The following is a 25,069-nucleotide window of genomic DNA, read 5'->3' as shown; positions in this document are numbered from 1 at the left end:
GACAAATTGAATGCGCTTCCTAAAACACCATTGGATGAGATAACACCGGAAGCTTATCGAGCAATGGAAAAAGAGTCAATAAAAAATCTTCCGCAACTGGAAGAACCGGTTAAAAAGGTTGAGGATCGGGTTTTAAAATTAGAAGGACGAGATATCCCTGTACGTGTTTACACTCCAGATAAAGGGACAGCCCCATACCCTGGCCTGGTTTATTACCATGGCGGTGGTTGGGTTTTGGGCGATTTAGAAAGTCATGATGCTGTTTGCCGATTCCTCGCAAATACAGCAACGTGTGTCGTTATTTCGGTAGACTATCGTTTAGCTCCAGAATCCAAATTTCCTGCTGCAGTAGACGATGCTTATGATTCGCTGGAATGGATTGCAGAACACGCAGATGAATTTGCGATTGATCGAAGTCGGATTGCTGTTGGAGGGGATAGTGCTGGTGGCAACCTTGCAGCAGTTGCCTGTATCATTGCAAAAGAACGGAAAACACCAGAAATATGCTATCAGTTGCTTTTGTATCCGTCAACAGGCTTTAAAGAGGAGCCGCCTTCATTAAAAGAAAATGCAGAAGGATATTTTTTAACTGCAGAATCTATGCAGTGGTTTAGAAAACATTATTTTAATGATGATGACGACATGCTTCATCCATATGCTTCACCGATTCTTTATCATGATTTAAGCGGTTTGCCGTCAGCTACTGTTTTGACCGCCCAGTATGATCCGTTACGTGATGTAGGAAAGGCTTATGCAGAACAGCTAGAAGCAAATGGGGTAAACGTCGTGTATAACAACTATGAAGATTTGATCCACGGATTTGCTAACTTTGCCGGATTTGTTCCAGAAGCTAAAGATGCTCTTGAAGATGGGGCGAGAAATCTGGAAAAAGCTTTTGCATCATCCAAATAAAAACTGCGACAAATTAACTTATGGATGTTTTCTTTTAAAATGGAAGGGAATAGTGATATGTAAAGAAAGGGTGGTAGCAATGTCGACTATTCTATATCAAAAAGAATACATGAAAAATTTAAGTCAGTTAAAAGATTTGGCTCCTGAACAGATGAAGGCCTTTTCCGAATATAATGATGGCGTTTTTCAAGATGGAGCTCTATCGAAAAAAGAGAAAGAAATTATTGCCGTAGCGATTGCACATGTAACGCAATGTCCATATTGTATTGATTCGCATACGCGCAGTGCTAAAAAAGCAGGTGCTTCGCTTGAGGAATTGGTGGAAGCTGTATTTGTCGTTTCCGGAGTAGAAGCTGGCGGAGCAGTAACCCATAGTACGAATATGCATAATGCCAAAGATTCGGAAGCAGCTGACACACTTTATGCAAGATCAAATTTAAAAAAACTTGGTCAATTAGGAAAAAGTGCACCAGACGCTTTTAAGGGGTATTCGAATTTCAGTGCTGCAGCCATGAAGGAAGGAAAATTAAGTGCCAAATTTAAAGAAATCCTCGCAGTAGCTGTTGGACATGCTACGTTATGTCCATATTGTATTGATGTTCATACCAAAAATGCCGATAAAGCCGGCGCAACTGATGAAGAGCTTTCAGAAGCTGTATTGGTTGCATCCGCGTTACTAGCTGGCGGATCATACGCCCATATAGCTAATATGATTCAAAGCTATGGAGAATAAGTATGATTTAAAAATAAATACCTGAAAGTTAAAAAAGGCCCCCACTTATGGAGGCCTTTTTTAACTTTTCTAAGAATTTACCTTGACTAAGATTCAAAAGTATCAGATAATACTCATGAGTAATATAATTTAACATCTTAGTTGGAGTTGTCAGTAAAATGGGTAAACGTGGAAGAAAAAAAGGTGCAAATGGAGAGCAAAGTCGAAAGCAATTATTGGAAATTGCAGCAGAAGAATTTGCACATAACGGATATTATGAAACAAAGGTTAGCACCATTGTGAAACGGGCGGCGTTAACTCAGCCAACTTTTTATTTATATTTCAAAGGAAAAGAGGAAATATTTCAGGAACTGGTAAATTTGTTTCGAATTGAGCTATCCAATCTCGTAAAACAAAGTCGAATTGAATCCGGTGTTAGTTTGACTTCTTTTCCTGAAAATATAAAAGGAAAACTAACAGCTATATTTCAGTTTTTTAAAGGAAATCCAAATTTAACGCAGATTGGATTATTTGTCGCACCTGAAGCAGAAAAAATAAAGCAACAATTATCCGATCAAATAGAGATGAACCTTATCGCCGAGCAACAGGATGGTTATTTTCGTACAGACATTGATATGGATATAGTAGCAGATAGTATTATGGGGATTATCGAACGGTTCACGGTTACTAAACTGTTATGTGGGTTAAAAACTCCAGAAAGGCTTGCAGATGAAATTGTCAATCTTTTATTGTACGGCCTGCATCATCAATAAGTATTTCGTTGGATTGAACTACGCGTACGGCACGGAGCAAAAAAATTGATCAGAGAAATTCTTATCCTCTTCAAAGCCATTGAACAGTTTAACTCAATTGCGTGTTCCTTGTCGTTGTTAAAAATATATAGGGAGCTGATTAAATAATGGAAGTGATGGGGGAAGCAAAAACGAAACTGATTGATGATGATTGGGTGTCCTTAATCCTAATAGCGAAACAGATTGGGCTTACTCAAGATGAAGTTAGGAAGTTTATTCGAAAACAGCAAAGCATACAAAAAACACAAAGGAATCGTTCATTATTAGACAAATATAGTAGTGAAGAAAAGGAGATCAGGTAAATCTCAGTAAATTCTTTTTTTTCTTAGACATTAGCGGTAAAATATCAGTATTGATGATATTTTGAGAGGAGTAATCATAATGAGTACATATCCAAAAATAAACGAAACAAAAGAAATTATTAAACAGTTAGTATCGATCCCAAGTCCCTCAGGCTATACGGAAAAAGTGATTCAGCATGTCGATAATTTTTTACAAGATCTACGAGTGGAAACCAAACGTAATCATAAAGGTGGCTTAATCGCGACATTACCTGGGGAAAATGATAAGGAACATCGCATGTTAACTGCACACGTCGATACATTAGGTGCGATGGTGAAGGAAGTAAAGGATAATGGTCGGCTTCGTCTGGACCTAATTGGCGGATTCAAATATAACGCGATTGAGGGCGAGTATTGTGAGATCCATACATCAAGCGGTAAAGTTTTTACTGGAACCATCTTAATGCATCAAACATCTGTTCATGTTTACAAAAATGCTGGAGACGCTAAACGTAATCAGGAAAACATGGAAGTTCGAATTGATGCGAAGGTGGAAAATGCTGAGGATATTCGCGAACTTGGCATTGGAGTCGGGGATTTTGTGTCATTTGATCCACGCGTTCAGCTTGCCGATAACGGGTTCATTAAATCTCGTCATTTGGATGACAAAGCTAGTGTCGGGATTTTGTTGCAATTGATCAAGCGGTTAAAAGAGGAAAGTGTGACACTTCCATATACGACACATTTCCTAATCTCAAACAATGAGGAAATAGGCTATGGTGGTAACTCTAACATAACACCTGAAACGGTCGAATATTTAGCGGTTGATATGGGTGCCATGGGTGATGGTCAATCAACCGATGAATACACCGTTTCCATTTGTGCGAAAGATGCTAGTGGGCCGTATCATTTTGGGTTGCGTAAACATCTTGTAGAGTTGGCGGAGTCAAATAACATCGGCTATAAATTGGATATTTATCCGTACTATGGATCAGATGCATCGGCGGCGATCAAAGCTGGTCATGATATTGTTCATGGACTTATCGGCCCAGGTATTGACTCCTCCCATGCATATGAAAGGACGCATGAAACATCTTTAGACTATACGGAACAATTATTGTACCGTTATGTGCTTTCAGATATGAAGTATTAAGGAATTAACTTTGAAAAAGGCGAACCTACTTATTTGGGGTGGATTCGTCTTTTTGTTTATACCATTTCGTTTATATTACTTGAATAGAATAAATAGATAAAAGCGGAAGCACAGAATAAGTACCAGTTATATGTCGCGGGCCGAACGTTAATTAAACAGATCGAATATGATACAATAGTAAAAAAATACTGGATGGTGATTACCATGACCTTTTATCAGCAAAGTAGGGATCAGATATTGTTGCATCTAAAAAATATAATTGTTACAACATTAAGGGATATCCCGGCTGATGTGTATCTTTTTGGCTCATGGGCTCGGAAGGAAGAGAAAAGAACTTCTGATATTGATGTTGCAATTCAATCACCGGAAGAAATTCCGATAATAAAGTGGGTTGAACTCCGTGAAAGAATAGAAGAATCAACCCTTCCATATCGTGTTGATTTAGTCGATTTATCAAAGGCAGATCGGGATCTTATTAATAGAATTAAAAAGGAGGGGATAAAATGGAAAGGTTACTCGAACGAATTCAAGTCGCAAACAAAGCCTTGAGGACATTCAATGAGGTGGTTAAAATTGAAGGCCCTTCCGCTATTGAACGCGATGCAGCAATTCAGCGCTTCGAATTTAGTTTTGAAGCATGTTGGAGAGCAGGTAAACAATATTTGTATAATGTTGAGGGCCTGGACATTGGTTCGCCAAAGGGTGTTATTCGTTCTTTTCGGGAAGTTGGTGTCTTTAGTGAAGACGAAACTGTTCTTGGTTTACGGATGGTCGATCACCGTAATTTAACCGTGCATACATATAATGAGGATTTATCAATTGAAATTTCGGGAATGCTTCCTCAATATTATCAGCTGTTGTGTAACTGGATGCAGCGTATTCATAATAGGATTCACATAGATACTGAATAGGAGGGATCCTATGGCTTTTTTCGTTTATATACTGGGGATTATCTTGATTTTCAGAGGTATAACGGCTTTCTTTAGATCGGTCAAATATCGTTTTAATCACATATATGTTGGTCTAGGACAATTAAAGGTACCATTTTGGATTTGTAAAATGGCAGCTTCAATATTTGTTATTGGTCTTGGAGTTTTTGTATTAAGTCAGGGTATATAAGGGTGTGAGGACGAGATGACTTGCCGTTTGCGTTTGGGTAAGTCATTTTGTTTCCTGTAGGGGTAAGGTTATAATTAGTCTTAATATACACTTGAAGTGGGAAGTAGGTATATTTATGAAACTTAGCATTTTAGATCAAGCACCAATTGCATCCGGAAAAACAGCTCAAGAAACGCTTGAGGATTCAATAAACCTTGCACAACTTGGGGACAGATTGGGTTATACGCGCTACTGGATTGCGGAACATCATGATATGTCTGGTTTAGCATGCCCAACCCCCGATGTTATGATTGGGATTATTGCTGCAAAAACGGAAAAAATCAGGATTGGTGCTGGTGCGGTATTATTGCCACACTATAAACCGTTCAGAGTAGCAGAGACTTATAATTTGCTGGCAACTTTATTTCCTGACCGTATTGATTTGGGGATTGGGCGAGCACCAGGTGGATCCGCCGAAGTTACAATGGCACTGTCTGATAATTTTTTAGAACAAGTGCGAAAAGTTCCAGAAAAACTTGATGATTTGTTGCGTTTTATACATCATAATTTCCCGAAAGATCACATGTATGCGAAAATTAAACCAACACCAATTCCGGAGGTTTCACCAGAACCATGGATGCTCGGTACAAGTGGGAAAAGCGCTATTTTAGCAGCTGAGAAAGGAATGGCTTATACATTTGGTCACTTCATGAGTGATCAAGATGGGCCAGCAATTGTTGACAATTATAAGGAATTGTTCAAGCAAAAACATTCGGCATTAACACCAAAGGTTATCGTAACTATAACAGTTATTTGTGCGGAGACAACAAAAGAAGCCGAAGAAATTGTCATGAGCAGCTTATTGTGGAATGTTCTTCGTGCTAAAGGAGAAGGAAACGATGGAGTGCCTTCTGTTGAGGATGCGCTAAACTATTCATTTTCAGACGAAGAGGCAGAGATGGTTGATAAAGCCAAAGAAAAAATGATTATCGGGAATCCAACAGAAGTGAAACAGCAACTTGAGAACCTGCAGCAGGCATATCAGGTAGATGAATTTATGATTGTTACGATAACGCATGACCACGTGGCAAGAAGAATGTCATATAAATTAATTGCCGAGGAAATAATGAAAGATAGAATGTAATATATTTGTTGTTAAGAGTGAATTAACCGTTGAAATTTTCGTAATCCGCTTCAGCATTCTTCATCGTGTAGGAACTTAATCAAATTAAAAAAATGGCGAACTCGTCTTTTGATGGGTTCGTTATTTTTTGTTCAGCTAGTACTAGTCCAATATACGACTCAAGACCTACTGCAAAATATAGCTTAGGCTCATTATCGTTTTTTCATTTACTAGGTATGATAGAAACAAGATAACGAAAGGAGGCAGAAATGAATGAATAAATTTTTATTGTTTGTAGGTGGACTCGTTGCGGTGCTAGTATTACTGGCAACATTAGGTCCCATGATTCTACTTGGTGTCAGCATTTGGTTACTGTATGTGATCTTTAAACAGTTTATGAAAAGTGATTCAACAGTTGGAAAAATTGCCTGGATTGTTGCAGGACTTTTTGTACTTGGTATAGGCTTGTCCAATATTTATGCCGTAATCGGTGTTGCAGCAGCATATGTTCTGTATCTAATTTTCCGAAACTGGCGAAAAGATGATCATAACCTGAAACAACAAACAGTAGTGGATGATGATCCATTTACAAATTTTGAAAGACAGTGGGCAGAATTGAATAATTAAAAGAACGTAGCACTATATCAATATGAAAAAGGAGCGATTTACATGGCAAATTTATTCACTCGGATTAAAGATTCAATTTCAGCAGATCTTCACAATCTATTAGATCAAAAGGAACAGAAGAACCCAGTTGCCGCATTAAATCAATATTTGCGCCAAAGCGAACAAGAGAAAGAAAAGGTAAGAAGGCTAATTGAAAGGCAGTATAAACTTAAAGATGAATTTACAAGAGAATATCACAAGGCACAAGACCTTGCTGATAAACGATTGAAACAGGCTGCTATTGCTGATAAAGCTGGCGAGGAACAAATGCATCAATTTGCACTGAAAGAACAAGAAGAATATCAAGCACGTGCAGATCGAATGAAAACGCTGAGACAGGAAGCGGTAGATCAACTTGAGGATTTAGAACAAAAATATGAAGAAATGAAACATAAATTAAAGGACATGCACTTACGTCGTATGGAACTAATGGGACGTGAAAATGTTGCTCATGCTAACCATCAAATGAATAAAGTGATGGAAGAAACGTCTGATAAACCATATTCTCGTTTTGCTGAGTTAGAAAACTATATTGAAGGTTTAGAGTATAAGGTGAACAGCTCTTATTACCGCAGCACATTTGATAGTAAAATTGCCCGTCTCGAAAAAGAAATGCAGGATCAAGAAAAGGCGAACTAACTTGAGAACGTTCCCATGCTCCAGATTTAGATAAAAACATGATATACTAAGGCAGACGTGAGGCTTCTTGCGTCTGTTTATTACATAGAAAGGGGGTCACCTTTTTGTTTCACAGATTATCAACGGATACACTGAACTGGATTATGATTGTCGGGGTGATCCTCTTTATTGTTGAAATTGCCTTTTTTCATGGCGGCATGATCTTTTCTGCTCTGTTTTTTTCTTTTCTTATATATATTGGTTGGAAGAATTTTTTTCGGTTATGGGGTAAATGCTTTTTTTGGATTGGTGTGATAGGTTTAGTATTTTCTGTACTGAACATGTTAGCTGTCCGGTTCTTGCTTATAGCTGGAATTATTTTGTTCATTCTTGACTATTCGAAATCAAAAAAAGAATCTGAACGAATTGTACCTTCCATTTCTGGGCAGCATGCATCAAATCCGGAGGCCTTAATTCAATTGGAACCATTATTTGATCACCGTGCTTTTGGTGATCAAAAGACTGCTGAACATGCGTACTACTGGAATGATATAAACATCCATGGTGCATTTGGTGATCGGGTGATTGATTTAAGCAATACCGTGTTACCTGATGATACGGCAGTAATTTCTATTCGCCATCTCGTCGGAAATATTGAGATTTATATACCATATGAAGTGGAAGTTAGTATTCATCATAGTTCCATCTTTGGTCGAGCACATATTCTTGGTGAGCATCATTGGCATTTAATGAACCAGACTCTTTCCTACAAAACGGAAAGCTATGATACCACATATCCACGTGTCAAAATTATTACTTCTTTATTATCCGGTGATATCGAGGTGAAACGGATATGAAGATGATAACAAAGCATGCCGTAAGAGCAGTTATGTTGTGTTTATTTATTACTGTTATGGTAGCAATTATCTTTTTTGTTGCCTTTCCGCTAGATGATTGGTCGGATTTGCTAGAACGAAATATAGTGGATATTCCGTTTTTATTCCTAGTTGTGATTGTCCCTGTTATTACTGGTGCAATCATCGGTATAGTAAATGGTTGGAGTTTGCGACAAAGACTGCACGATCTTGAACGACAGTTAACTGAATTGGTGAAGGAACAAAAAATTACGATCGTTGAGGAATCACACCAAGAATTCGCTGCAATTCAAAATCAGTTGGGACAATTGCAACAGAAGTTTCATGAGCAAGCAGAAGTGAAGCAAAGCTTGGCAACCGAGCGAGCAAACGAACGAGAAAAAAGTTTGCAAGAAGTTGTTATTCAAGAGCGAAATCGACTGGCTCGTGAGTTACATGATTCTGTCAGTCAGCAATTGTTCGCTGTATCCATGATGATGTCTGCGATCAATGAATCGAACCCGCCAAAAGATGACACACTTAAACACCAACTGCAAATGGTCGAAAAAATGATCCATCAGTCCCAGCTTGAAATGCGCGCATTGCTTCTTCATCTAAGACCAGCTGCATTAAAAGGAAAATCATTGCAAGAAGGTGTCGAAGAACTATTAGTTGAACTTACCCAAAAGGTTCCAATGGAGATTGATTGGAAGGTAGAATCATTCAATGTTGCCAAAGGAATTGAAGATCAGTTGTTCCGGATTCTTCAAGAGTCTGTATCTAACACATTGAGGCATGCGAAAGCTACTACACTAAGTGTGATGTTAATTGAACGGGATGACACAATTATTTTACGAGTCGTCGACAATGGTATTGGTTTTGATGTAGAAAAAGCTCGAGCTAGTTCTTATGGCCTGCAAAATATGAGCGAGCGGGCATATGAGGTAGGTGGAACATTAAAAGTCATCAGCCTGCCAGATCAAGGGACACGGTTGGAAGTCAAAGTACCGTTAGTAAAGAAAGAGGATGAGAATGATGATTAACGTATTGTTTGCTGATGATCATGAAATGGTTCGAATCGGTGTATCCGCTTATCTTTCTGCACAACCTGATATTGAAGTTGTGGCAGAGGCTGATGATGGCGGTACTGCAGTTCAAAAAGCATTAGAGTTAAAACCAGATATTATTTTAATGGACCTTGTGATGAAAAAAATGGATGGTATCGAGGCGACTAAACAGATTATCGACAAATGGCCCGAAGCCAAAATTATTATTGTTACTAGCTTTCTTGATGATGAGAAAGTGTATCCTGCGCTGGAAGCTGGAGCAACAAGTTATATGTTAAAAACATCAAAGGCGAATGAAATTGCCAAAGCGATTCGCTCAACATATCAAGGGCAATCCATCTTGGAACCAGAAGTTACCGGGAAAATCATGACAAGAATGCGCGAAAAACCTGCTGATGAACCGCATAGTCAATTAACCGATCGAGAAATGGAAATCCTTTTGCATATTGCCGATGGGAAAACCAATCAGGAAATTGCCGATCAGCTATTTATTGCTTTGAAAACGGTGAAAGTGCACGTAAGCAATATCCTTGGAAAACTTGATGTTCAAGATAGAACACAAGCAGTTATTTATGCGTTTAAACATGACCTCGTAAAATAACTGCTTATTACTTAGGTGAAATTACCCATGTATGTACTCGTTTATCGTCTACCATTTATTTATTGGTAGACTTTTTTGTTAGAAAAAGTGAAAAATGTAACGAAAAAAGGGGGTTAACGTCACAATTGAAACATAAATGTAATATTCATATTACATGATTGTCATTTTAAGATGATATACTACGAATTAGTTAAGATAATAAATTACATAGATTAAATATAAAAAAATCACATTACTGCTTAAGAAGGAATTTTAATACATAGAGATTTGCGGTAGTGATAGGGAAGCGGGGAAAAGAAGTTGAAGAATAAGATAGCGACAATGACTACTGTTGCAGTGGTCGGTTTGACTAGTGCGTTTTTTAGTAATACGGCACACGCTGAAAAGTCAGTACAGCAAATTCAGGACGAACGGGCAGATATTAAAGCAAATCTATCTGATGCAGAATCTAAAATCGCCGATGTTTTAGTAGAGTTGGAGAATTTGAATGCAAAAATTGCTAGAGTTGATGATGCATTAGCTGAAAATAAAAAACAAATGGAAAAAACAGAGGACAAAATTAAAAGTACGAAAAAAGAGGTAAATAGCCTAGAAAACGAAATAGAGAAACTAGAAGATAAAATTGCTGAACGCTATGAAATTATGAAAGATCGGATTGTAGCATACCAAAAAAACGGTGGAGACATTAAATATTTGGAAGTTCTTTTCGGATCCAAAAGTTTTGGTGATTTCATTACGCGTGCCTCAGCAGTTTCTACAATATCCGACGCTGACGCTGATTTAATGGAGCAACAGGAAGAAGATAAAAAAGCAGTAGAGAAAAAACAAGATTCTGTAAAGGAAAAGCTAACTGAATTAACCGATATGAAATCGGAACAAGAAGCTATCCAGGATACAATTTTAGAACAAAAGGAACAGAATGAAGCAGCAAAACAAGAATTAAAAGATAAAGAAGCAGAACTAAAAGAAATGAAGTCACATTTACAAAGCAAGGATAGTAACCTTGCCGCATTAGAAGCAGATATTCGCGAAAGCATGGAATCTAATGATAACGCAGTAGTGGGGTCTAGTGATAATGGTTCTGCAACTCTAACGAATTCAAGCTCAACCAAATCAGCACCGGCACCAAGCGGAAATGTTGGCGCAGCTATAAGTGCTGGCTACAAATACATCGGTAATTCTGTCTATGTGTTTGGCGGTGGACGTACTGCAAGTGATATTCGAAATGGTAGATTTGACTGCTCTGGATTTGTTTCGTGGGCATATTCTCAAGCAGGAAAATCACTTCCTGCAACTACTTCAGCATTATCTGGTACGGGATCAAAGGTATCATATAGCAACATTCAACCAGGCGATTTAGTATTCTTTAATACGTATAAAACAAATGGACATGTTGGGATTTATGTTGGTGGCGGTAAATTTATCGGGTCACAAAGTTCATCAGGTGTAGCTGTTGAAAGCATGTCAAATCCTTATTGGAGTAAGCACTTCTCTGGTCATGTAAGAAGAGTTAAATAAGTGGAAAAAAATGTAGGCGGGTGGTTTCAGCAGAAATCATCCGCCTACGTTTGTGAGCACGATTTTTCAAAGGTAAGGTTGATCCTAATTTGTTTTCAGGCAGAACGAACCATGTCCAACTCCTACGCCCAATGACTAGAAAACTTCAGAATTCTTTCTACGATAAGTCAACAGCAGTTCATTTTATTATTAATCTATTTTGAAGGTGTTTTTTTCTATGCGATATAAACGAGATGAAGCTTTCCGTTATGAATTTTGAGCCCTATAAAGGCATTTTTCACAATTGATGAAGTCAATGGAGATAGTGTTGAATCATATGAAGGAGAGGCAAACATTGTCGATCTTAGCTTAAATGGTATGAAATTATCTACAACGTTAGCAATGTCCAACGAAAGCGATATTAAGGTGTTAATTCGGTTTACGTTAAATGACAATGAATATTTGGTACAAGGAGAAATAATTTGGAGTAAAGCACATCTTGATGAATACAATTATGGGATTCAGTTTGCTTTGGATGGGCAAGTACAAGACGAACTAATTGATGATTTGAAGCAATTAGGAAAGCCAAAAGACAATGAATAGAATATTTGTTTTTTATATAAGAGGTACATTGCATATGTACCTCTTATTTTTTTTCTGAAAATGTATTACAACTTGTTTGATGTTACAGTATTATGAATCTCCCTTTTTAAAATATTTTAGTTTTTTGAAAATAGGGGTTGCAATCTTCTCAAAAACAGAATAGACTGTAATATAACAAAATAATAATTATTAAATCTGTTATATAAAAAGGTGGTGATAATGATGAATAAAACAACTTCTTATGTTAAATGTCAGGAATGTGGAAAACCAGTTAATGCCAAAAATTATTTGCTTGAGTGTGATTATTGTTTATCAAAAAAGGAAGAGGATTAATTTTTTTGCATATTATGTTATATAACACAATAAATAAACGTTATTTGTTTTATAACAAGAGAGGATGTACATTTTATGTTAATAAAGAATGGAGAAATTCAAATTAAAGGTGAATTAAAGACAGGGTATGATGAAATTTTAACGGATGAAGCGCTGACTTTTCTTGAAAAGTTGCATCACCATTTTGATGAACGACGAAAAAGCCTATTAGCGATAAGGGAGCAAATACAGGAAAATTTAAATAAGGGTAAGCAACTGTGTTTTTTAGCAGAAACAGAAAACATTCGAAATGCGGATTGGTCGGTTGCACCAATCCCTAAAGATTTACAGGATCGTCGTGTAGAGATAACCGGACCAGTTGATCGGAAAATGATTATTAATGCACTTAACTCGGGAGCAAAAACATTTATGGCCGACTTTGAGGACGCCACATCACCTACATGGATGAATGTGATAAATGGACAAATTAATTTAAAGGATGCGATTCGCCGTCAAATTGATTTTCAAGGTGACAACGGAAAACAGTATTCATTGAACGAGCAAACAGCTGTTATTATTGTTCGTCCTAGAGGGTGGCATCTTGAAGAAAAAAACATCACGATTAACGGTAATTCGTTATCAGCTAGCTTAGTAGATTTTGGCCTTTATTTTTTTCATAATGTAAAAGAGTTGTTGGAACGTAGAACAGGACCATATTTTTATTTGCCCAAAATAGAGAATCATTTAGAAGCACGTCTATGGAATGATGTCTTTATTTTTGCCCAGAATGAACTTGGAATTTCTCAAGGAACAATTAAAGCCACTGTATTAATTGAAACTATAACAGCTGCATTTGAAATGGATGAAATTTTGTATGAGTTGCAAGACCACGCTGCAGGCCTAAATTGTGGGCGGTGGGACTATATTTTTAGTTATATAAAGAAGTTTCAGCAGCACCCTGAAGTGATATTGCCAGACAGGTCGGTGGTCACAATGGAAACCCCTTTTATGCGAGCATATTCATTACTGGCTATTCAAACGTGTCATAAACGGAATGCTTCAGCAATCGGTGGGATGGCTGCGCAAATTCCAGTTAAGAACGATGATGAGGCAAATCAGGAGGCTTTTCAAAAAGTTCGATCAGATAAGGAACGTGAGGCAAAAGATGGCCATGATGGAACATGGGTAGCACATCCGGGAATGGTTGACATAGTAAGGGAAATTTTTGATCAGCAAATGCCAACCTCCAATCAAATTTTTATGAAACGGGAGGATGTAAAAGTTATACAAGAAGATTTGCTGGAGATCCCTAAAGGAAAGATTACCGAGAAAGGCTTGCGGACAAATATCAATGTAGCCATCCAGTATATTGCTGCATGGCTACAAGGTAGGGGGGCTGTTCCACTAAATAATTTAATGGAAGATGCAGCAACAGCGGAGATTTCCCGTGCTCAAGTCTGGCAATGGGTGCGACATCCTAAGGGTATTTTGGAAGATGGACGAAATATAACGTATGACCTTGTTGAACAAATTACAAAAGAAGAGCTAGCTAAAATCCAACAAAATACAGATGATATAAAGAACATGAATCAAGCAGCTAAACTGTTTGATGATTTAATACACCAAAAGAGTTTCGCTGAGTTTTTAACCATACCTGCATATGAAAATTTAATTAGAGGGGGAAATGAATGATGGAACAAACTAGAATTAATCGGCTGAAAAATAATTGGGAAAATGAAATGCGTTGGGTTGGAGTTGAACGCCCATATTCTGCAGAAGATGTTATTCGTTTGCGGGGATCGATTGATATAGAGCATACATTAGCAAAAAATGGAGCAGAAAAGCTGTGGAAATTAGTGAATGAGGAAGAATTTGTCAATGCACTGGGAGCATTGACAGGTAATCAAGCGGTACAGCAGGTAAAAGCGGGATTAAAAGCTATTTATTTGAGTGGTTGGCAAGTTGCGGCTGATGCGAATTTGGCAGGACAAATGTATCCTGATCAGAGTTTATACCCGGTAAATAGTGTCCCAAATGTTGTGAAACGTATTAACCAAGCATTACATCGTGCGGATCAGATTCAGTATGCTGAAGGAAATGAAGAAACTGATTGGTTTGCTCCAATTGTCGCAGATGCGGAAGCGGGATTCGGTGGTCAATTGAATGTTTTTGAATTAATGAAGGCAATGATCGAAGCTGGTGCATCTGCCGTTCACTTTGAAGATCAGCTTTCTTCGGAGAAAAAATGTGGTCATTTAGGTGGTAAAGTTTTACTACCTACACAAACGGCTGTACGAAATTTAATTGCAGCACGGTTTGCAGCCGATGTGATGGGAACTTCAACATTAATTGTGGCGAGAACCGATGCCAATGCTGCTAATTTGATAACCAGTGATGTTGATCCATATGACACAGCCTTTATGACCGGTGAACGCACTGCTGAAGGATTTTATAAAACAAATGCTGGAATTGATCAAGCAATCAGTCGTGGAATTGCTTATGCGCCTTATGCTGATCTTGTATGGTGTGAGACCTCAGAACCTAATTTACAGGAAGCACAAAAATTTGCGGATGCGATTCATGAAAAATATCCAGCAAAATTGTTAGCATATAATTGTTCACCATCTTTTAATTGGAAACGGAAACTGTCGAATGATGAAATTGCCGCGTTTCAGCAGGAACTCGGAAAAATGGGCTACAAATTTCAGTTCGTTACGTTAGCAGGATTCCATGCATTGAATCATAGCATGTTTGAGTTAGCTAGAGATTATAAGGATAATGGGATGGCTGCCTATTCGAAATTACAACAAGCAGAGTTTGCGAGTGAACAATATGGTTATAGTGCAACACGTCACCAACGTGAGGTTGGGACAGGTTATTTTGATGAAGTTGCCCAAGTGATATCAGGAGGAACATCATCGACGGGTGCATTAAAAGGATCAACGGAGGAAGAACAGTTTACACGTTAATTTGGAATATACTTTTAAAGCGTATGGTTTCTTAGAAATCATGCGCTTTTTGGTGCTAGTACAGGATGCTGGATGAAATATACTTAATAAGACAGTTATATTAAGTAAAAGGGTTTTAAAAAGTAAGCAAAGCATGTATAATTGCTTCGGAACTTATTCCTTATAACAGTAGAGAGATTAGGAGGCGTCATCATGTACGAGGTAAAAGAGTTTCGTAAAGCATCACACGATATCGATCCAATTTTTGTAAAACGTTGGTCGCCAAGATCCTTTTTAAACAGGGAGGTACCTCGCGATGTTCTTCATAGTGTCTTTGAAGCGGCACGGTGGGCACCATCAGCAGCAAATATTCAACCATGGCGGTTTATTACCGCACGTTCACAAGAATATCGGGAAAAATTCCTTTCGTTTATATATGAAGGTAATGTTGCATGGTGTGACAAAGCACCAGTATTAGTAGCTGTTGTATCAAAAACGGATTCCGAATTTACTGGGGGAGACAATCCTACCCATGCATTTGACACAGGAGCTGCTTGGGGTTACTTGGCATTGGAAGCAGCAAGAAAAGGTCTAGCTACACATGCTATGGGTGGATTTGATCGTGATAAAGCAAAAGAAGTTTTAAATATCCCTGAAAATTATGCCGTTCATGCAATTGTTGCTTTAGGATATAAAGGGGAAAAGGATTTATTACTTGAACAATTTCAAGAACGAGAAAAACCTTCAAATCGTAATGAGGTTGAAGAATTTATGTTTGAAGGTACGTTTCGGGGAGAATAAACAAAAGATGACTTCTAATTTGGAAGTCATCTTTTGTTTATTTAGTCTCTTTTTGTAACGTTTGTTGTTTTTTAAATTCCGTAGTTGATATATAATGCGACGTAACTACAAAATTGCTATTCCGCCGTTCCGGAAATACACTACGCTTTCCGCGGGCGGCTGCTGAGCCTCCTCGAGCTGCCGCTCTGCGGGGTCTCACCTAGGCCTTTCCTCCCGCTGGAGTCTACGTGTATTTCCTCCACTGGTATTGCATTTACTAACATTAGCTGTAGTGGAAAGTGTTCTATAAGTATCCTACCACTTCACTAGTCCGGGTGAGTGGAGGGTAGTGACTCCTCGAAAAAGAAAAGCATTTTTTCTTCGTGCGATGCATCGCTGACGAAGCCTTCCTTGTCCTGCGGGAACAGTACGTGTCCGAAGACTCCGCAGAGTGGTTTTCTCGGGGATGCTGACGCGGAAAGCATCCACCCGGAGCGATCCCGGACGGCGGGTTATAGAAAAAGATCCCAGCAGTTACATCGCATTTTATATATATTGTGCAGAAAACAGCCTTTATTTAACAGGAATCGCAGGCGTATTTATCAGCAATATACCGCATAAAATTCTATTTTTTTCATAAAATATGTTTTATCTGACTTGAAAGCGGGTACATTTTATATGTTAAACTGTAACTACTCATACATAGAATAAAAAATTCAGCATTGGAAAGGACTTGTAATGAAAAAACACACATATAAAAATCCCGTATTTTTTGTATCCGCAATTATTGTTTTGCTCTTAGTTATTATTGGGGCAATAGTGCCGGAAAAATTTGGTGCTGTAGCGGAAAGACTTTTTAATTTCACAACGATAAATTTTGGCTGGTTTTACTTGTTGGCAGTATTTATTTTTGTTTTATTTTTAGTAGGGATCTCTATCAGTAAATATGGGAAAATTCGCTTGGGACCACAGAGTTCTCGACCAGAATATCCTTTCTTTACCTGGATTGGAATGTTATTTTCAGCTGGCTTCGGTGCAGGACTTGTTTTCTGGGGAGTTGCCGAACCAATGAGTCATTTCTTTAAGACGCCATTTCCAGGCTTAGAGGCTCAGACAGAAGAAGCGGCAAGAGTCGCAATGGGGTATGCCTTTTTTCACTGGGGCGTAAGTCAATGGTCCGTGTTTGCGATTGTTGGTTTAATTATTGCTTTCTTGCAATTTAAAAAAGAGAAGAAGGGGCTAATTTCTACTTCAATTAAACCGGTCGTTGGTAAGAACAGGGGTGTAAGCAATACCATAGATTCCCTAGCAGTTATCGCAACAGTAATGGGGGTTGCGACATCATTGGGATTAGGTATTTTGCAAATGAATGGTGGCCTTCACACTGTATTTGATGTACCAAACTCAATTTGGATTCAAATTGTGATTGCCGGTGTCATGTTAATTACGTATTTATTATCTTCAAGTACGGGTTTAAATAAAGGAATTAAATGGCTCAGTAACTTAAATTTGGGGCTATGTCTTTTGTTGCTTGTATTTGTCTTTTTTGCCGGACCTACTGTATTTATACTGAATACGTTTGTCTTAGGCTTGGGTGATTATCTAACCAATTTTGTCCAGTACAGTTTGCGATTGACACCTTATCAAGGTGGGACATGGGTTCGTGATTGGACAATTTTTTACTGGGCTTGGGCTATTGCTTGGTCACCATTTGTAGGTGCGTTTGTTGCTCGTGTTTCAAAAGGAAGAACGATTCGCGAATTTGTGTTTGGTGTGTTGATTGTCCCGCCAGTGATCGCTTGTCTGTGGATCGCTGCATTTGGCGGAACAGCGATTTTTAGTGATTTAAATAATGGCACACAAATTGCTGAAGCGGTGGATAAAGATATGGCTGTTGCGTTATTCCAAACATTTGGTAATATGCCATTCACAAATGTGCTGTCCATCTTATCGTTATTTTTGATCTTTACATTTTTAGTTACATCTGCAGATTCAGCAACTTATATTTTAGGCAGTATGACATCAAAAGGAAGCCTAAATCCAGCTTTATTCGTTAAGATCATATGGGGAGTACTTATTACAGCGATTGCCGTTGTGTTACTGCTTGCTGGTGGATTGGATGCTTTACAAACAGCATCACTCATTTCAGCTCTGCCATTTACAGTGATACTGCTGCTAATTCTAGTAGCCTTCATTCGAATGCTTAAGAAAGATCACAGTAGCAAAAAAGAAGATAAATAATAAAAAGCAGCTAACTCAGTTAGCTGCTTTCCTCTTCAAAGGTAAAACAACTTGTAATAACATAAGTCGTTAGCCCAACCATGAAAACAAGAATTGCCGAATATGTAATTGTTGCCTCCTGAATGACGATCCATCCAAACAAGATAACTAAACTGTCCATTAGAAGAATAAAAATACCAACGTTAAGTGATGTTAGTTTGGCTAGCATTAAAGCTAATAAATCTGTTCCACCAGTGCTTGTTTTTGTTAGCATCATGATCCCTATTCCTGTTCCAATCATCAATCCCCCAAATAGTGAGCTAATTAAAATTGGTGCTGTATGCATTTGCGATAATGGGTGAAAATAATCAATAAAAAATGATGAGACTAATAATCCATGCAACCCGTTGTAAAAATAAGTACGATAACGAAACCAAGCAATGATATACAAAGGGAGGCTCAAAACGATAATCGTTAATCCTGGTTTTAATCCTAAAGTATACTTGGAGATTAGCCCCAGGCCAATAATACCGCCATCTAACAAATGGTTAGGGATGAGAAAATAATTGATACCAATTGCTACAAAAATGCTGCCAGAAATGATGGAAATTATTTTTTGAATCATACGGAACAATCACCTACTTATACTTGTCCAATTGCTTCTTATTAAAAGATATGTTTTAAAAAGGTGAATTATCCGTGATGTTGTGTAGATGTTTAGTTTAAGAGGAGGTGAATACCTGCAAATAGAATGCAGGGAAACACATTGGAAATCATTAATGTAATTCTAATTATAATTTTAATTGTCTTAACTGCTTTTTTTGTAGCGACTGAATTTTCTATTGTCAAGGTTCGGGCAACAAGAATAGATCAATTAATTGCAGAAGGGAATAAAAATGCAGAACACGCAAAGAAAATCATTGACAATTTAGACGCGTATTTATCTGCTACACAATTAGGGATAACGGTTACGGCATTAGGGCTAGGTTGGTTAGGTGAGCCGACAGTTCAAACTTTGATAAAACCGATCTTTGAAAAATTAGAATTGAATACTGCTGTATCATCGTTTCTATCGTTTGCCATCGCATTTTTTATCATCACTTTTCTAAATGTTGTTGTTGGTGAATTGGCGCCAAAGTCTATTGCAATCCAACGTGCAGAAGCTGTTACATTGACACTCGCGAAACCACTGATATTGTTTTATAAAGTGTTGTTTCCATTTATTTGGCTACTTAACAGTTCTTCTCGTTTATTCATTCGTATGTTTGGTTTTCGACCAGTAAGTGAAAGTGAAGTAGCCCTATCCGAAGAAGAATTACGGCTCATACTATCGGAAAGTTATAAGAGTGGCGAAATTAATCAAGCTGAGATGATGTATGTTAATAATGTATTTGAATTTGATGATCGAGTAGCTAAAGAAATTATGGTGCCCAGGACAGAAATGATTTGTTTTTTTAAGGATAGTGATGTTAAGGAAAATATCACTGTTGTTCAAGAGGGACAATACACAAGATATCCTGTTGTTGAGGGGGATAAAGACCATGTAGTAGGATTAGTAAATATTAAGGAGCTTTTTACAAATCATCTTAACAATAAAGAAGAATCCATTGTTCCTTTAATTCGGCCTATTATCCATGTATCAGAGACAACCCCGATAAAACAGGTTCTTATTAAAATGCAAAAGGAACGGATTCATATGGCAATCGTCATTGATGAGTATGGTGGAACGGCTGGGTTAGTAACGGTTGAAGATATATTAGAGGAAATTGTTGGTGAAATTCGTGATGAGTTTGATTTTAATGAGAAGCCAATGGTTGAAAAGATCAATGACAAGGAGACAATCGTTGCGGGAAAAGTATTGTTAGATGAAATTAATGATTTATTTGGTACTGACTTAGAAGATGATGAAGTTGATACAATTGGCGGCTGGATTATTACGAACAATTTGGATGCAAAACAAGGTACAGTGATTGAATATGGTGGGTATCAATTTATTGTTGAAGAAATAGAAGGCTATCAGATTAAAAAAGTAAGGATCGTCAAAGGTAACAAGTAAAAAAGGTGCATTTCAATTTATGAAATGCACCTTCGTTATTATTTGACTTTATTTGGTGACTTTATGAACAGCATTAGTACAATGATGAACGTAAATGCTACAAATGCTAATAAAGGTATGGTCATAAAGCCAAGCCAATTAATATACTCAGAACTACATGGAACGCCATCTGCACATGGTTTGATTTTTGCAAACCCCGGAACTTTTTGCTCCAAATAGTGAAAGAGTGAAGTAAACCAGCCAATGATCGCGAGTGGGAGTACATATTTTTTGACAGAGTGATCATTTTGAAAAGTACCGATCCCTAGTATCAATGTTAAGGGATACATAAGAATTCGTTGATACCAACAAAGTTCACAGGGGATAAAACCGCGAATTTCACTGAAATAAAGGCTTCCAAGTGTTGCAACGATAGAAACGATCCAAGCAAAATAAAGGGAATACTGTTTAAAATCAGCTTTGCTCATATCTTATTTACCTTCTTCTAACGCATTTTCAATTGCATTTTTAATTTCATCATAATCAAACGGATCTTCAATGGTTGTCCCATTGACCATGATTGATGGTGTAAGTTTAACATCAAATTTATTTACTAATTTGGTGTCTCTGTTAACCTCATCCATTGCTGATTCATTATCCATACCCTCTTTTAATTGTTTTGTATCGATCTCCGGAATATCCTTTGCCACTTCCATTATTTTCTCTTGTGTTAACCATTCACTATCATGGTTTTCACTTGGTTGTTCGTTGAAAAGTGCGTGATGGAAATCCCAATATGCATCCGGATTTTGTTTATAAACAGATTCAGCAGCCAATGAACCTAACTCTGATTGTGCACCGTGAAATAATACATTTACAAATGAAATTTTTGCCTTCCCTGTATCAACATAATCACTAACTACTTGCGGGAAAAAGTTTTCTCCCCAAATCTTACAAGCGGGGCACATGAAGTCTCCGAATTCAACAATTGAAACGGGAGCATCTGTGTCTCCATATGTAGGCTGTCCCTCAATTGATGGCTGGTTATCAGATGGTTTGCCTTCCTCTGTATCAGAGTCAGAATTTTGGTTGCTGAGGACAATTAAAGCAACGATTATTGCAATAATAATTAACGTTATAATTACAATAAATTTAAATGGCGATTTTTTACTATTCATTGAAACACCTCACATTATTGTTAATGTTTATTTTATCATTAAAACTCGCCAAAGTTGACTTAATGATATTTTGTTCAAACAATTATCACAAACTAGGTTTGACTAATATGACAGTAACAAACTATCTATACGATGTCTACTGGGACACGTGGCCAGGATCTTTGTCCCAATAAATCTTTTTATCTGATAAAAAATATGCAATAATAGTAGTAATTATCTAAATTTTGAAAGGTTGACAGATGAATGGAAAAATTAAATCAAGCGAAAAAGAATTTAAACGGCGTAATTTTTGGGAAAGAAGAGGTTATTGATTTATTAGTTATTGCCTTGCTTGCACAGGGGCATGTTTTACTTGAAAGTGTTCCTGGTACGGGTAAAACCAAACTGGCGAAAAGTTTTGCAAAGGTGATAGATGGAGAATTTAGTCGGGTGCAATTTACCCCGGATGTTTTACCGAGTGATGTCACGGGGATTCGTTTCTTTAATCCTAAAACACAAGAATTTGAATTACGTGTCGGACCAGTTGTGACAAATATTTTACTGGCCGATGAAATTAACCGTGCTACTCCCAAAACACAGTCAAGTCTATTGGAAGTAATGGAAGAATATCAAACAACGATTGATGGGGAAACTGTACAAGTAAATACACCATTTCTAGTTATTGCGACGCAAAATCCGGTGGAAAGCAATTATGGTACATTTCCATTACCTGAAGCACAACTGGATCGTTTCTTATTTAAAATTGATTTAGGTTATCCAACGAACGAAGAAGAAAAACGTATTCTACATACATACCGGGCAAATGATCCTTTTGAAAAGCTGGAAGCATCCTTGTCATTAGAAGAGATTGGTTCATTGCAAGAAGAAATAAAGCATGTAACTGTATCAGAGGTGGTAGCTGATTATTTGTTAGCATTAGTACAGCATTCTCGTGACCATGCTGATGTCGAACTAGGAATTAGCCCGCGGGGGACACTTGCTTTTATGCGGGCAGCACAGGCTCGGGCATTTATACACTCCAGGGATTATGTCAGTCCAGATGATGTAAAAGTATTAGTCCCGTATGTGTTCGAACATCGTCTCATTTTATCGATGGAAGGCTCAATTAAAAAGACCCCCCTACAGGTTGTGGAAGAGATCATTGCCGAAGTAGAAGTTCCTGTTGAAGTTGGAGTCGATCAAACATGATGTGGCAAAAGGAATTCGGCTCGACAAATAGTAAAAATAATGACTATTTGTTAGCAGCAATAGTTGTGTTGATTGCGATTAGTTTCTTCTTTAAGAAGCCAGTACTGTTTCTGTTAGTTGGCTTGTTTACTGCTTTTCTCGTGTTAAACAAATGGTATGGTAAAAAAATTGGTGAAAAATTGGAATTAAATAACAAACGGCAAGTGATACGTCTATTTCCGGGTGATGAAACAAAGATGACCTTTGAATTTCAAAACCGTTCCATTTTTCCAATCGTTAATGGGGAATTTCAGTTTCAAACAGAACCAGCCATTCAAGCAACAAAATATGTTGAAGCAACTAGTAAGTATTGGAATCAATTTCACATGCCATTATCTGTAATTGGTAAAGGAAAAGTTACGATAACACTGCCGATTCAAGCGGAGAAACGGGGAACATCAAGGGTGAAAAATATCCAATATAGATTTCCTCATTTATTCAATTTTGATACAGTGACATTAAAATACAATCCGTTTTTTTATATGGAATATGTTGTTTTCCCAAAGCCGCTTCCAGTAAACGGATTAGAATTATTATCTTACGTGACACCAGGCTCACAACAGACGAACTTCTCCCCATTTGAAGATGTGCAAAGCCCTCGTGGAACAAGAGCGTATAGCTATAGTGACCCATTCCACCGGATTAACTGGAAGGCAAGTGCTAAAACGCAGGAGTTGCAAACGAATGTTTATGATAGGGTTGTAGATATGTCCTATGTATTTATCGTTAATATTGGGATCAAGCATGGACGTAATACAGGACAGCTGAATAAGGATTTGGAAAAATTACTCGCATATACTGCATACTTATGTCAATATGCGACCGAAAAGGGAATTCCGTATCAAATCGCGATTAATGCACGAAAGCCTGGTAAAACGCCGTATGTAGTCATGCCGGAAGGGGAAGGAAAGACACACTATGTACAGGCACTGGAGATGTTAGCACGCATTCATCCACAGGCAATGGTTGTCCCGTTTACGCAAATGTTATTTCGTGTTGGGCAGAATTTTTCCAAATCAAAAACAATTATTATCATTGGTGAACTGCCATTTGAAGCAAACCAGATTATCAATAAATGGAGGCAAAAGCATATCTTTCATGTAGAATCAGCAGAAGATGGTGCATTTATAAACCAATGGGCAAAGGATGGGTTTGATCATGCAAAATAAACATCCAATTATAACATATGCGTATCATTTTATGAGCGAAGCCATCATTTTATTTTTTATATGCCTACCTTTTATGAACTATTATTATCAGTGGGTCCCATACGGGCTTTATCTAGCTTTAGTTTTCGGGATTTGTTTTCTCTTTTCTGTTTATACACGATTTATGAATAATTATTTGCCGTATATCCTGACGGCACCAGGTCTAATCGCAATTTTTATTGTATGTGGTTTTCCAATCGGCTTAAGTATTGTTTTCCCTGCTGTTTTAACTTGGCGCTACATTAATATACGTGGTGAAACGATTTTAGAGCGGGAAAATACATATATAAGAATTACGTTAGTGTTAGGTACTGGATTTATGCTGTTACTAAATGACTATCAAATTATTGTGTATACTTTCTTGCAATTTTTAATGATGGTAGTTGGGTATATTAGTAGTCATTTGACTGTCATCACAAAAGAAGAAAGCCGGTTTGATAAAAAATTGTGGCTACTTATTCTCAGTGTGTTTGCAGCTGGAACAGTAATTATATTCTCTTTATTTGATACAGGTCGCTTTGTTTTTATAAAAATCGGTGAAGGACTTAGTTACGTTGCGGCAATAGTAGCAAGTAAGTCTGCGTTTCTCTTCCAATTTTTAGATTTTGATAAAGTGGAATTGCCAGATGATTCCTCACCAATGGGTCAGCAGCAAGAACAGTTGAACCAGATGGAGCAGGGAGATGCATCTTATTTAGAAAAAGTGTTACCTTTTATCTATTGGGGGATTGCGCTTATAATTGCGGCATTTGTGATTTTGCTAGTCGTCCGTAATTTGAAAAAGCAGTTTTTAGTGCAACATCAAACGGGAGTAACAGAAGCGGTTGCGTATGGTGATTTAGACGATGATCGACAAAAGGGACAATCATTCATGAATAAGCTGTTTGGAGGTTATTTTAATAAACCCCATCATCCCATTCGAAAAATGGTATATCAATTTGAGGAAAATGCTGTTAAAAATGGGTATGGCCGTAATGCTTCAGAAACAGTGGAAGATTGGTTTAAACGGGTTGGAATAGATGCCGATCTTGCTGTTTATCAACGGGTCCGCTATGGCGAGAAACGTGTCAGTGAAAAAGATGTTGCTGAATTAAAAGTTCAACTAAAAGAGATGGAGGCGAATTTTTCCAGCCATGATTGACTTTCAATTGGATGCAGGTTATA

27 protein-coding genes are annotated in these 25,069 nt (G+C 37.6%); 24 read left to right on the top strand and 3 right to left on the bottom strand.

The features are described from left to right. The 20 genes from ACW2QC_RS11110 to ACW2QC_RS11015 form a co-directional block, all read left to right on the top strand. Window positions 1-912 (top strand): alpha/beta hydrolase (locus ACW2QC_RS11110; protein ID WP_457544037.1); only part of this gene is annotated, 912 nt, incomplete at its 5' end. 79 nt (window positions 913-991) lie between these two features. Continuing rightward, on the top strand, window positions 992-1,645 hold the full coding sequence (locus tag ACW2QC_RS11105) for a carboxymuconolactone decarboxylase family protein (protein WP_457544036.1): 654 nt from the start codon (window positions 992-994) through the stop codon (window positions 1,643-1,645). 158 nt (window positions 1,646-1,803) lie between these two features. Beyond that, window positions 1,804-2,397, top strand: coding sequence for a TetR/AcrR family transcriptional regulator (locus ACW2QC_RS11100; protein ID WP_457544035.1), 594 nt, complete (start codon window positions 1,804-1,806; stop codon window positions 2,395-2,397). A gap of 146 nt (window positions 2,398-2,543) precedes the next feature. After that, window positions 2,544-2,738, top strand: coding sequence for a DNA-binding anti-repressor SinI (gene sinI, locus ACW2QC_RS11095; RefSeq protein WP_457544034.1), 195 nt, complete (start codon window positions 2,544-2,546; stop codon window positions 2,736-2,738). A gap of 79 nt (window positions 2,739-2,817) precedes the next feature. After that, window positions 2,818-3,870, top strand: coding sequence for a M42 family metallopeptidase (locus ACW2QC_RS11090; RefSeq protein WP_457544033.1), 1,053 nt, complete (start codon window positions 2,818-2,820; stop codon window positions 3,868-3,870). A 204-nt stretch (window positions 3,871-4,074) separates the two neighbouring features. Next, window positions 4,075-4,419 carry a nucleotidyltransferase family protein gene (locus tag ACW2QC_RS11085; protein ID WP_457544032.1) on the top strand — a complete coding sequence of 115 codons (345 nt, stop codon included), beginning with the start codon at window positions 4,075-4,077 and terminating at the stop codon, window positions 4,417-4,419. Next, window positions 4,374-4,781, top strand: a complete 408-nt coding sequence (locus tag ACW2QC_RS11080) for a nucleotidyltransferase substrate binding protein (protein ID WP_457544031.1) — start codon at window positions 4,374-4,376, stop codon at window positions 4,779-4,781. Before ACW2QC_RS11085 ends, ACW2QC_RS11080 begins: the two co-directional genes overlap by 46 nt. A gap of 10 nt (window positions 4,782-4,791) precedes the next feature. Beyond that, window positions 4,792-4,989, top strand: a complete 198-nt coding sequence (locus tag ACW2QC_RS11075; RefSeq protein ID WP_457544030.1) for a hypothetical protein — start codon at window positions 4,792-4,794, stop codon at window positions 4,987-4,989. A 115-nt stretch (window positions 4,990-5,104) separates the two neighbouring features. Then, window positions 5,105-6,112, top strand: coding sequence for an LLM class flavin-dependent oxidoreductase (locus tag ACW2QC_RS11070; protein ID WP_457544029.1), 1,008 nt, complete (start codon window positions 5,105-5,107; stop codon window positions 6,110-6,112). A 252-nt stretch (window positions 6,113-6,364) separates the two neighbouring features. Continuing rightward, complete coding sequence (locus ACW2QC_RS11065) at window positions 6,365-6,718, top strand: lmo0954 family membrane protein (protein ID WP_457544028.1); 354 nt, start codon at window positions 6,365-6,367, stop codon at window positions 6,716-6,718. 42 nt (window positions 6,719-6,760) lie between these two features. Then, window positions 6,761-7,396, top strand: coding sequence for a PspA/IM30 family protein (locus ACW2QC_RS11060; RefSeq protein ID WP_457544027.1), 636 nt, complete (start codon window positions 6,761-6,763; stop codon window positions 7,394-7,396). A gap of 104 nt (window positions 7,397-7,500) precedes the next feature. After that, window positions 7,501-8,232 carry a cell wall-active antibiotics response protein LiaF gene (gene liaF / locus ACW2QC_RS11055; RefSeq protein WP_457544026.1) on the top strand — a complete coding sequence of 244 codons (732 nt, stop codon included), beginning with the start codon at window positions 7,501-7,503 and terminating at the stop codon, window positions 8,230-8,232. Next, a complete protein-coding gene (locus tag ACW2QC_RS11050; RefSeq protein ID WP_457544025.1) occupies window positions 8,229-9,272 on the top strand; it encodes a sensor histidine kinase in 1,044 nt (347 codons plus the stop codon). Before liaF ends, ACW2QC_RS11050 begins: the two co-directional genes overlap by 4 nt. Continuing rightward, window positions 9,265-9,897 carry a response regulator gene (locus tag ACW2QC_RS11045; protein ID WP_457544043.1) on the top strand — a complete coding sequence of 211 codons (633 nt, stop codon included), beginning with the start codon at window positions 9,265-9,267 and terminating at the stop codon, window positions 9,895-9,897. The genes ACW2QC_RS11050 and ACW2QC_RS11045 overlap by 8 nt, the downstream gene beginning before the upstream one ends. 300 nt (window positions 9,898-10,197) lie before the next feature. Next, the gene (locus tag ACW2QC_RS11040) at window positions 10,198-11,415 is read left to right on the top strand and encodes a coiled-coil domain-containing protein (RefSeq protein ID WP_457544024.1); all 1,218 of its coding nucleotides are present in this window, start codon (window positions 10,198-10,200) and stop codon (window positions 11,413-11,415) included. A 255-nt stretch (window positions 11,416-11,670) separates the two neighbouring features. Then, window positions 11,671-11,997, top strand: a complete 327-nt coding sequence (locus ACW2QC_RS11035; protein WP_457544023.1) for a PilZ domain-containing protein — start codon at window positions 11,671-11,673, stop codon at window positions 11,995-11,997. A gap of 408 nt (window positions 11,998-12,405) precedes the next feature. Beyond that, window positions 12,406-14,001, top strand: a complete 1,596-nt coding sequence (aceB, locus tag ACW2QC_RS11030; RefSeq protein ID WP_457544022.1) for a malate synthase A — start codon at window positions 12,406-12,408, stop codon at window positions 13,999-14,001. Then, window positions 14,001-15,278, top strand: coding sequence for an isocitrate lyase (gene aceA / locus ACW2QC_RS11025; protein ID WP_457544042.1), 1,278 nt, complete (start codon window positions 14,001-14,003; stop codon window positions 15,276-15,278). The genes aceB and aceA overlap by 1 nt, the downstream gene beginning before the upstream one ends. Window positions 15,279-15,470: 192 nt before the next feature. Continuing rightward, complete coding sequence (locus tag ACW2QC_RS11020) at window positions 15,471-16,058, top strand: nitroreductase family protein (protein ID WP_457544021.1); 588 nt, start codon at window positions 15,471-15,473, stop codon at window positions 16,056-16,058. A gap of 717 nt (window positions 16,059-16,775) precedes the next feature. Further along, on the top strand, window positions 16,776-18,278 hold the full coding sequence (locus ACW2QC_RS11015; RefSeq protein ID WP_457544020.1) for a BCCT family transporter: 1,503 nt from the start codon (window positions 16,776-16,778) through the stop codon (window positions 18,276-18,278). 19 nt (window positions 18,279-18,297) lie between these two features. Here the strand turns inward: ACW2QC_RS11015 and ACW2QC_RS11010 are convergent, their stop codons facing one another. Continuing rightward, entirely contained in the window at window positions 18,298-18,882 is a 585-nt protein-coding gene (locus ACW2QC_RS11010) for a YitT family protein (protein ID WP_457544019.1), read from the bottom strand. Window positions 18,883-19,023: 141 nt separating this feature from the next. Between ACW2QC_RS11010 and ACW2QC_RS11005 the strand changes: the two genes are divergently transcribed. Next, window positions 19,024-20,313 carry a hemolysin family protein gene (locus ACW2QC_RS11005; protein ID WP_457544018.1) on the top strand — a complete coding sequence of 430 codons (1,290 nt, stop codon included), beginning with the start codon at window positions 19,024-19,026 and terminating at the stop codon, window positions 20,311-20,313. A gap of 38 nt (window positions 20,314-20,351) precedes the next feature. On the opposite strand, the gene ACW2QC_RS11000 is transcribed toward ACW2QC_RS11005, so the two are convergent. Together ACW2QC_RS11000 and ACW2QC_RS10995 are read right to left on the bottom strand one after the other, a co-directional pair. Continuing rightward, a complete protein-coding gene (locus ACW2QC_RS11000) occupies window positions 20,352-20,780 on the bottom strand; it encodes a disulfide oxidoreductase (RefSeq protein ID WP_457544017.1) in 429 nt (142 codons plus the stop codon). Between the two features lie 3 nt (window positions 20,781-20,783). Then, complete coding sequence (locus ACW2QC_RS10995; RefSeq protein WP_457544016.1) at window positions 20,784-21,470, bottom strand: DsbA family protein; 687 nt, start codon at window positions 21,468-21,470, stop codon at window positions 20,784-20,786. 243 nt (window positions 21,471-21,713) lie between these two features. Here ACW2QC_RS10995 and ACW2QC_RS10990 point away from each other — a divergent pair, with 243 nt between their 5' ends. The 3 genes from ACW2QC_RS10990 to ACW2QC_RS10980 are packed head-to-tail and all read left to right on the top strand — an operon-like array spanning window position 21,714 to window position 25,046. After that, a complete protein-coding gene (locus ACW2QC_RS10990; protein WP_457544015.1) occupies window positions 21,714-22,658 on the top strand; it encodes an AAA family ATPase in 945 nt (314 codons plus the stop codon). Then, window positions 22,655-23,866, top strand: a complete 1,212-nt coding sequence (locus ACW2QC_RS10985; RefSeq protein WP_457544014.1) for a DUF58 domain-containing protein — start codon at window positions 22,655-22,657, stop codon at window positions 23,864-23,866. Before ACW2QC_RS10990 ends, ACW2QC_RS10985 begins: the two co-directional genes overlap by 4 nt. Beyond that, window positions 23,856-25,046 carry a hypothetical protein gene (locus ACW2QC_RS10980; protein WP_457544013.1) on the top strand — a complete coding sequence of 397 codons (1,191 nt, stop codon included), beginning with the start codon at window positions 23,856-23,858 and terminating at the stop codon, window positions 25,044-25,046. The genes ACW2QC_RS10985 and ACW2QC_RS10980 overlap by 11 nt, the downstream gene beginning before the upstream one ends. Window positions 25,047-25,069: the final 23 nt, after the last annotated feature.

The organism is Virgibacillus sp. FSP13 (genome assembly GCF_054048505.1).
The sequence above is the reverse complement of the archived record's forward strand: the minus strand, read 5'-3'. Positions and strand labels throughout refer to the sequence as shown.

Excerpts from the sequence above, each read along its gene's own strand:
- ACW2QC_RS11105 (WP_457544036.1), top strand. The coding sequence starts at position 992 with ATGTCGACTATTCTATATCAAAAAGAATACATGAAAAATTTAAGTCAG.
- ACW2QC_RS11085 (WP_457544032.1), top strand. The coding sequence starts at position 4,075 with ATGACCTTTTATCAGCAAAGTAGGGATCAGATATTGTTGCATCTAAAA.
- aceB (WP_457544022.1), top strand. The coding sequence starts at position 12,406 with ATGTTAATAAAGAATGGAGAAATTCAAATTAAAGGTGAATTAAAGACA.
- ACW2QC_RS11000 (WP_457544017.1), bottom strand. The coding sequence starts at position 20,780 with ATGAGCAAAGCTGATTTTAAACAGTATTCCCTTTATTTTGCTTGGATC.
- ACW2QC_RS11045 (WP_457544043.1), top strand. The coding sequence starts at position 9,265 with ATGATTAACGTATTGTTTGCTGATGATCATGAAATGGTTCGAATCGGT.
- ACW2QC_RS11075 (WP_457544030.1), top strand. The coding sequence starts at position 4,792 with ATGGCTTTTTTCGTTTATATACTGGGGATTATCTTGATTTTCAGAGGT.
- ACW2QC_RS10990 (WP_457544015.1), top strand. The coding sequence starts at position 21,714 with ATGGAAAAATTAAATCAAGCGAAAAAGAATTTAAACGGCGTAATTTTT.
- ACW2QC_RS11065 (WP_457544028.1), top strand. The coding sequence starts at position 6,365 with ATGAATAAATTTTTATTGTTTGTAGGTGGACTCGTTGCGGTGCTAGTA.
- ACW2QC_RS11080 (WP_457544031.1), top strand. The coding sequence starts at position 4,374 with ATGGAAAGGTTACTCGAACGAATTCAAGTCGCAAACAAAGCCTTGAGG.
- ACW2QC_RS11020 (WP_457544021.1), top strand. The coding sequence starts at position 15,471 with ATGTACGAGGTAAAAGAGTTTCGTAAAGCATCACACGATATCGATCCA.
- ACW2QC_RS11060 (WP_457544027.1), top strand. The coding sequence starts at position 6,761 with ATGGCAAATTTATTCACTCGGATTAAAGATTCAATTTCAGCAGATCTT.
- ACW2QC_RS11015 (WP_457544020.1), top strand. The coding sequence starts at position 16,776 with ATGAAAAAACACACATATAAAAATCCCGTATTTTTTGTATCCGCAATT.
- ACW2QC_RS11050 (WP_457544025.1), top strand. The coding sequence starts at position 8,229 with ATGAAGATGATAACAAAGCATGCCGTAAGAGCAGTTATGTTGTGTTTA.
- ACW2QC_RS11070 (WP_457544029.1), top strand. The coding sequence starts at position 5,105 with ATGAAACTTAGCATTTTAGATCAAGCACCAATTGCATCCGGAAAAACA.
- ACW2QC_RS11010 (WP_457544019.1), bottom strand. The coding sequence starts at position 18,882 with ATGATTCAAAAAATAATTTCCATCATTTCTGGCAGCATTTTTGTAGCA.
- ACW2QC_RS10995 (WP_457544016.1), bottom strand. The coding sequence starts at position 21,470 with ATGAATAGTAAAAAATCGCCATTTAAATTTATTGTAATTATAACGTTA.
- ACW2QC_RS11100 (WP_457544035.1), top strand. The coding sequence starts at position 1,804 with ATGGGTAAACGTGGAAGAAAAAAAGGTGCAAATGGAGAGCAAAGTCGA.
- ACW2QC_RS10985 (WP_457544014.1), top strand. The coding sequence starts at position 22,655 with ATGATGTGGCAAAAGGAATTCGGCTCGACAAATAGTAAAAATAATGAC.
- sinI (WP_457544034.1), top strand. The coding sequence starts at position 2,544 with ATGGAAGTGATGGGGGAAGCAAAAACGAAACTGATTGATGATGATTGG.
- ACW2QC_RS11090 (WP_457544033.1), top strand. The coding sequence starts at position 2,818 with ATGAGTACATATCCAAAAATAAACGAAACAAAAGAAATTATTAAACAG.
- ACW2QC_RS10980 (WP_457544013.1), top strand. The coding sequence starts at position 23,856 with ATGCAAAATAAACATCCAATTATAACATATGCGTATCATTTTATGAGC.
- aceA (WP_457544042.1), top strand. The coding sequence starts at position 14,001 with ATGGAACAAACTAGAATTAATCGGCTGAAAAATAATTGGGAAAATGAA.